The organism is Streptomyces sp. AV19, assembly GCF_015999245.1.
Taxonomy (GTDB): domain Bacteria; phylum Actinomycetota; class Actinomycetes; order Streptomycetales; family Streptomycetaceae; genus Streptomyces.
On the sequence record NZ_JAEAMR010000007.1, the window covers coordinates 737,972 to 744,226 of the forward strand.

5 protein-coding genes are annotated in these 6,255 nt (G+C 76.7%); all 5 read right to left on the reverse strand.

Annotated elements, in window-relative coordinates:
• Nucleotides 1-101 precede the first annotated feature (101 nt).
• From I5Q34_RS13090 to I5Q34_RS13110, 5 genes are read right to left on the reverse strand one after another with little or no spacing between them, the layout of a single operon-like run.
• Nucleotides 102-989 carry an ECF transporter S component gene (locus I5Q34_RS13090; protein WP_199892936.1) on the reverse strand — a complete coding sequence of 296 codons (888 nt, stop codon included), beginning with the start codon at nucleotides 987-989 and terminating at the stop codon, nucleotides 102-104.
• Complete coding sequence (locus I5Q34_RS13095) at nucleotides 941-2,617, reverse strand: ABC transporter ATP-binding protein (protein WP_199892346.1); 1,677 nt, start codon at nucleotides 2,615-2,617, stop codon at nucleotides 941-943. Before I5Q34_RS13095 ends, I5Q34_RS13090 begins: the two co-directional genes overlap by 49 nt.
• Nucleotides 2,614-3,780, reverse strand: a complete 1,167-nt coding sequence (locus I5Q34_RS13100; protein ID WP_199892347.1) for an energy-coupling factor transporter transmembrane component T — start codon at nucleotides 3,778-3,780, stop codon at nucleotides 2,614-2,616. The genes I5Q34_RS13095 and I5Q34_RS13100 overlap by 4 nt, the downstream gene beginning before the upstream one ends.
• Entirely contained in the window at nucleotides 3,750-4,403 is a 654-nt protein-coding gene (locus I5Q34_RS13105) for an SCO2322 family protein (protein WP_199892348.1), read from the reverse strand. The genes I5Q34_RS13100 and I5Q34_RS13105 overlap by 31 nt, the downstream gene beginning before the upstream one ends.
• Nucleotides 4,400-5,662 (reverse strand): prenyltransferase/squalene oxidase repeat-containing protein, encoded by a 1,263-nt coding sequence (locus I5Q34_RS13110; protein ID WP_199892349.1) that lies wholly within the window; start codon nucleotides 5,660-5,662, stop codon nucleotides 4,400-4,402. The genes I5Q34_RS13105 and I5Q34_RS13110 overlap by 4 nt, the downstream gene beginning before the upstream one ends.
• Nucleotides 5,663-6,255: the final 593 nt, after the last annotated feature.

Consider the following 6,255-nt stretch of genomic DNA (forward strand, 5'->3'; position numbering starts at 1 on the left):
GCTGAGCGGCGACTGCCGATGCTAACCGACTGGCCGGTCGGCTCTCGTGGTCCTGGCGGGCCGGGCGGCCCGCGCCCGGCCGCTCGGGTCGCAGGGTTCGCTCAACCGCCCTCGCCGGGGCGGCGATCCGGAGCGGCGCCCGGTCGGCCCGCGTCCTCGAATCTCACCGGCGCCTCGAACGCCGCCCTCCGCGTCGCTCGCCGCAGGGCCTTCAGCACCGCCGGGCCCAGGAGCAGCGTCGCCGTCGACGTGAGGATCGCCCGGGGGAGGTCCCAGCCCAGGGACGTGGCCAGGCAGTACGTGGCGAAGCGGGTGAGGTTGTCGGAGAGCGGGTCGCCGGGGACGAAGGAGATGCCGGAGGCCAGGGTGCCGATGTAGGGCCAGCCCTGGAGGTTCATGATCGTGCCGTAGCAGAAGGAGGCCGCCGCGCCGTACGCCGCCAGCATCAGCAACTCGCCGCGGCCGCGCACGCGTTCCGGCAGCAGGCCCGCGCCCATCGACACCCAGCCCATCGCCAGCATCTGGAACGGCATCCAGGGGCCCACCCCGCCGGTCAGGAGTGCTGACGCGAACATCGACAACGAGCCCAGGACGAAGCCGAAGCCCGGGCCCAGCACGCGGCCCGAGAGGACCATGAGGAAGAACATGGGCTCGATGCCCGCCGTTCCCGCGCCGAGCGGGCGCAGTGCCGCGCCCGCCGCCGCGAGGACGCCGAGCATGGCGACGGCCTTGGCGCCCAGGCCGGTGTCGGCGATGGTGGCGACGACGACCGCCAGCAGCAGGGGCAGCAGGGCGGCGAAGAGCCAGGGCGCGTCCTGGGAGTGGGCCAGGCCCGAGGACGGGCCGGCGAGCAGGGGCCAGCCGAAGGCGGCCACGCCGATGAGGGTGATGAGGGCGAGGGCCGCGACGGAGCGGGGGCCCAGGCGGATGGCTCGTGCGGTCACCGTTCCCCCTCCAGCGCCTCGCGGACCTGGGGGACCGTGAGCCAGGGGAGGGGGGAGAGGATCTTCGCGACCTGGGGGGCGAACGCGGGGGAGGAGACGACGACGTCCGGCGTCGGGCCGTCGGCGACGACCTCGCCCTCGGCCAGGATGACGACGCGGTGCGCGAGTTCGGCCGCGAGCTCGACGTCGTGCGTGGCGAGGACGATCGCGTGGCCCTCGGCGGCCAGCTTGCGCAGGGCCGCCACCAGGCGGGCCTTGGCCGCGTAGTCGAGGCCGCGCGTCGGCTCGTCCAGGAGGAGGAGCGGCGGGCGGGCGGTCAGGACGATCGCCAGGGCGAGGGCCAGGCGCTGGCCCTCGGAGAGGTCGCGCGGGTGGGCCGTGTCCGGGACGTCGGGCAGGAGGTCCGAGACGAGGGAGCGGCACGTGCCGGGGGCCGCGGAGGCGTCGGCGTCGGCGGCCGCGCACTCGGCGGCGACCGTGTCCGCGTACAGCAGGTCGCGCGGGTCCTGCGGGACGAGGCCGACGTGCCGCAGGAGTTCGCGCGGGCCCGTGCGGTGCGGGTCGGCGCCGCCGGTCCGCACCGAGCCGCGCGCGGGCCCGTTCAGGCCGACGAGGGTGCGCAGGAGCGTCGACTTGCCGGCGCCGTTGCGTCCCATCAGGGCGACCGTCTCGCCGGGGCGCACGGTCAGGGACACCTCGCGCAGCGCGTCGACGTGCCCGTGCCGGACGGTCAGGCCGGTCACCTCGGCGGCGGGGGCCGGGGCGTCGGCCTCGACGCGCCGACGGCGGAGGAAGGTGCGGGACGGGCGCGCCTGCGCCGCCGCCTCCACGGGGGCCGGCGGCACCGGCGGCGTCACCTCGGCCAGCCGCTCCCGCAGCGGCGCCGCCGCCCGCCGCGCGTCGCGCACCGACAGCGGCAGCGGCGACCAGCCCGCGAGCCGGCCCAGGGCGACGACGGGCGGGTGCACCGGCGAGCCGGCCATGACGGCGGCCGGTTCGCCGACGACGGGCGCCTCGCCGCGGCCGGGCAGCAGGACGACCTGGTCGGCGTACTGCACGACCCGCTCCAGCCGGTGCTCCGCGAGCAGCACGGTGGTGCCCAGGTCGTGGACCAGCCGCTGGAGCACCGCCAGCACCTCCTCGGCGGCGGCCGGGTCCAGCGCGGACGTCGGCTCGTCGAGGACGAGGACGCGCGGGTGCGCGGTGAGGACGGAGCCGATGGCCACGCGCTGCTGCTGGCCGCCGGAGAGGGTGCCGATCGGGCGGTCGCGCAGCTCGGCCAGGCCCAGCAGGTCCAGGGTCTCCTCGACGCGGCGGCGCATGGTGTCGGCGGGCAGGCCCAGCGACTCCATGCCGTAGGCCAGTTCGTCCTCGACGGTGTCGGTGACGAAGTGGGCGAGTGGGTCCTGCCCCACGGTGCCGACGACGTCGGCGAGTTCGCGCGGGCGGTGGGTGCGGGTGTCGCGGCCCGCGACGGTGACCCGGCCGCCGAGCGTGCCGCCGGTGAAGTGCGGCACGAGGCCGCTGACGGTGCCCAGCAGCGTGGACTTGCCGACGCCGGACGGGCCGACGAGGAGGCACAACTCCCCGTCGGGGACGGTGAGTTCGACGTCCCGGAGGGCGGGTGCGGCGGCGCCGTCGTACGTCACCGACACCTGCTCGAAGCGGATCACTGGGTGCGGCTCCTTCGCGTCCTTCGCGACGAGGCGGGGGAGGGGGCGGTGCGCTGCCCCGGGACGGCCGGCGACGGCGCGGGCCCGCCGGCCCACGGCAGCGCCGGCACCAGGCCGAGCAGGAGCGACGCCGCGGGCCACAGCGGGAGCTCCGGCGCGGTCAGCGGCACGGCGGACGGGTGCAGCGCCCCGGGCGCGTACGTGCCGGCCCAGATCATCAGCGCCGCCACGGCCGCGCCCGAACCGGAGACCAGCCAGGCGCGCGCGTCCCACCGGTCGGGGCGGTAGCGGGTGCGGACCGAACGGCGCCCGCCCAGGCGCAGCCCGGCCAGCGCGGCCAGGAGCCCGGCGAGCAGCAGCGGCGTGCCGTAGCCCGCGCCCTGGTCGGCCAGCAGTCCGTACGTACCGGCGCAGACGCCGAGCAGCCCGCCGAGGGTGAGCACGGACGTGGTGCGGCGTACGGCGGGCGGGACCTCGGCCGTACGGCCGTAGCCGCGGGCGTCCATCGCGGCCGCGAGCGCCACGGAACGCTCCAGGGCGCCCTCCAGGACCGGCAGCCCCACCTGGAGCAGGCCGCGGAGCCCGCGGTCGGGGCGGCCGCGCAACCGGCGCGCGGCGCGCACCCGTTGGACGTCCGCGACGAGGTTCGGCGCGAAGGTCATGGCGACGACGACGGCGACGCCCGCCTCGTAGAGCGCGCCCGGCAGGGACTTGAGCAGCCGGGCCGGGCTGGCCAGGGCGTTCGCGGCGCCCACGCAGGCGAGCAGGGCGGCCAGCTTGAGCGCGTCGTAGAGCGCGAACACCACGCCCTCGGCGGTGACCCGGCCGCCGATCCGCACGCCCTGCGCCCAGTGCGGGAGCGGCACTTCGGGGAGGGCGAGGAGGGTGTGCGTGCCGGGGATCGGGGAGCCGAGGAGGACGGCGAAGACCAGCCGCATCGCGATCACGGCCAGGCCGAGCTTGAGGAACGCGGTGTACGAGCGGGACCAGGGGGTGGCCGTGCGCCGGACCGCCACGACGTAGCCGGCGACGGCGACCAGCAGGGCGAGCAGCAGCGGGTTGGTGGTCCGCGAGGCGGCGGCGGCCAGGCCGAGCGCCCACAGCCACCAGGCGCCGGCGTGCAGCGCCGGGGTCACCGGGCGCGCCGGCGGCGCGCCTGCCACGCGGCGGCGGCGCCGAGGACGATCACGGCGGCGATGCCGCCGATCAGGCCGGCGGACGGGCCGCCGTCTTCCTTCTTCGTCCCCGTCTTCTTCGTCTCCGTGGAGTGCTCCCGCGCGTCCACCTGCTCGCCGCAGCCGGATCTCGGGTAGCCCGCGATGGCGCAGAGCAGCGCGGAGGAGTTGTAGCGCAGCGGCTTGGCGACGGCCGCGAGCGCGTCGGCGGCGCTGCCGTCCCGGGGCAGCTGCGCGCACGCCGTACGGGCGGCGGGCGGCTGCTCGCCGTCCGGGGCGTCGGCGGGCGTGCCGAAGTCGAGGACGACGGCCACGCGCTTGCGGCCGTCCTCGGCGGGGGTGCGGTCGCACACGGCCGCGAAGTCCGGGGCCGTGCGCGGCTTCGCGGCGTCGGCGGAGTCCGCGCCGACCGCGAAGCGGAAGCCGACGGTCCCGCCGTCGCCGGGACGGGCCAGGGACGGGCCCTGGGTGGCGTACGTCCATCCCTTGCCGCCGCCCGGCTGCCAGAACGACCAGTAGCGGTAGCCGGCGGCGTGCGCGGGCGCGGTGCCGAGCAGGGCCGCCAGCAGGCCGGCGAGCAGGAGGACGGCGGTCGCCCGCACCCGGGTCACTGCTGCTTCTTCCTGCGGTTGCTGAACAGGAAGCCGACGCCGACGGCGGCGACGAAGGCGACGGCCGCGAACCACCAGCCGCTGGACGAGCCCTCGTCGTCCTTCTTCTTCTCCTCGTCCGTGGTCTTCTCCACGGCGGCGGGCTTCGGACCGGTCGCGTTCAGCGCCTCGACGAGGTCGGTGCCGCCGAAGTCGCGGGGGTCGGCGCCGGCCGCGCGGGTGGCGAGGACGAGCTTGGCCAGCCGGCCGGGGTCGCCCTTGCCGTTGTCGCCCTTGGCCCAGGCGACGGCCTTGTTGTCCTTGGAGCGCAGCCAGTCCAGCGCCTTGCCGGCGGCGTCGCGGTGGCCGCCGGCGGCAAGGGCGGTGACCGTGTCGGCGGTCACGCCGAAGTCCGGGCCCTTGGGGGCGCCGGGCATGGACGTCTCCAGGTGGTTGCCGGAGGCGGCGAGCTTCTTCGCCAGGTGGGCGGAGGCCGCCTGGGCGGCGGCGGGGGCGTCCTTGGGCTTGTCGCCCGGGCAGGACAGGGCCTGGACGGCCTTGTTCTCCTTCCCGGCGGGCTCGACCAGGTAGCCCTTGCCGAGGGCGGCGGTCGTGGCGGCGGCGGACGCGAAGTTGTCGGCGGTCAGCTTGCCGTTCTGGGGCTGCCAGCCGAAGGCGCCGCGGTCGGCCTCGGGGGCGTCGCAGCCGAGCTGGAAGGTGAGCAGGGCGTCGAACGGGGTCTTGCCGCCCTTCGACTCGACCTTCGCCGGGTCCTGGCCGGCGGCGGAGAACGCGCCGATGGCGGCGGCGGTGGAGTTGGCGTTGCTGGCGGCGCCGGGGTTCGTGCCCCAGCCGCCGTCCTCGTTCTGGTGCGACTTGAGCCAGTCGAGGCCCTTGGTGACCTGGGCGCTGCGCCCGCCGACGGCGGCGAGCGCCTGGATCGCGGCGGAGGTCTGGTCGGGGAACTCGTCCTTCGCCGGGTCGCAGCCCTTGCCGGTGTCGGCGCGGAAGCCGGGAAAGCCGCCGTCCTCGCACTGCTGGCCCGCGAGCCAGTCGACGGCCTTGGGGGCGGGGGTGACGCCGGTGGCGTGCTGGGCGAGGAAGGCGAGGGACTGGCGGAAGACGCCGTCGAACTTGGGGTCGGTGGTTCCGTAGAGCCCTTGGGCTGCCGGGGCGGGAGTGCCGTTGTCGGCCGCCGCGGCGGGGATCACGGCCGTGCTCAGGACGGCGGCGCCGGCGAGGGCCGCGGCGGCGCGGCGGACGTCGAGGGAGGGGGCCATGGGGTGGGTGTTGCCTCTCGGTGCTCTTGCGGGGTTCTGCCACTTTAGTCGGTGCGGGGTGGCCCCGTAGGGGCCGGGTTTTTTGTGCGGGGGTCCGCCCCGGGGGCTTTCGTACGGGTTCTGCCCCGGGGGGTGTTTGGCACGGCTCCGCGCCGCGGGGTGGCAACCGCGCTTCGCGCGGTTGTCCTCAGGCGCCGGACGGGCTGGGTGCCCCTCCCCGCCCTTTCACCGTTTCTTCCGGGCTCCGCCCGGGCCTGGCACCGCGCTCCGCGCGGTGGTGCGGGGGCTCCGCCCCCTGCGCCCCCGCAACGCGGCTGCGCCGCGTTCGTCCTCAGGCGCCGGACGGGCTGGTTCGCGGCTCCGCCGCTCGTCCTCAAGCGCCGGACGGGCTGATCAGCGCGCCCGGGCCGGTTTGCGCGCCCGGGCCGGTTTATACGCCCAAGCCGGAGATCCGGCCTGGGGCACCGATCCAGCCCGGGCGCACAGATCCAGCCTGGGCGCACAGATCCAGCCTGGGCGCACAGATCCAGCCTGGGCGCGCCAATTCAGCCCGTCCGGCGTTTGAGGACTCCGCCCGGAGGGCGGACGGGGTC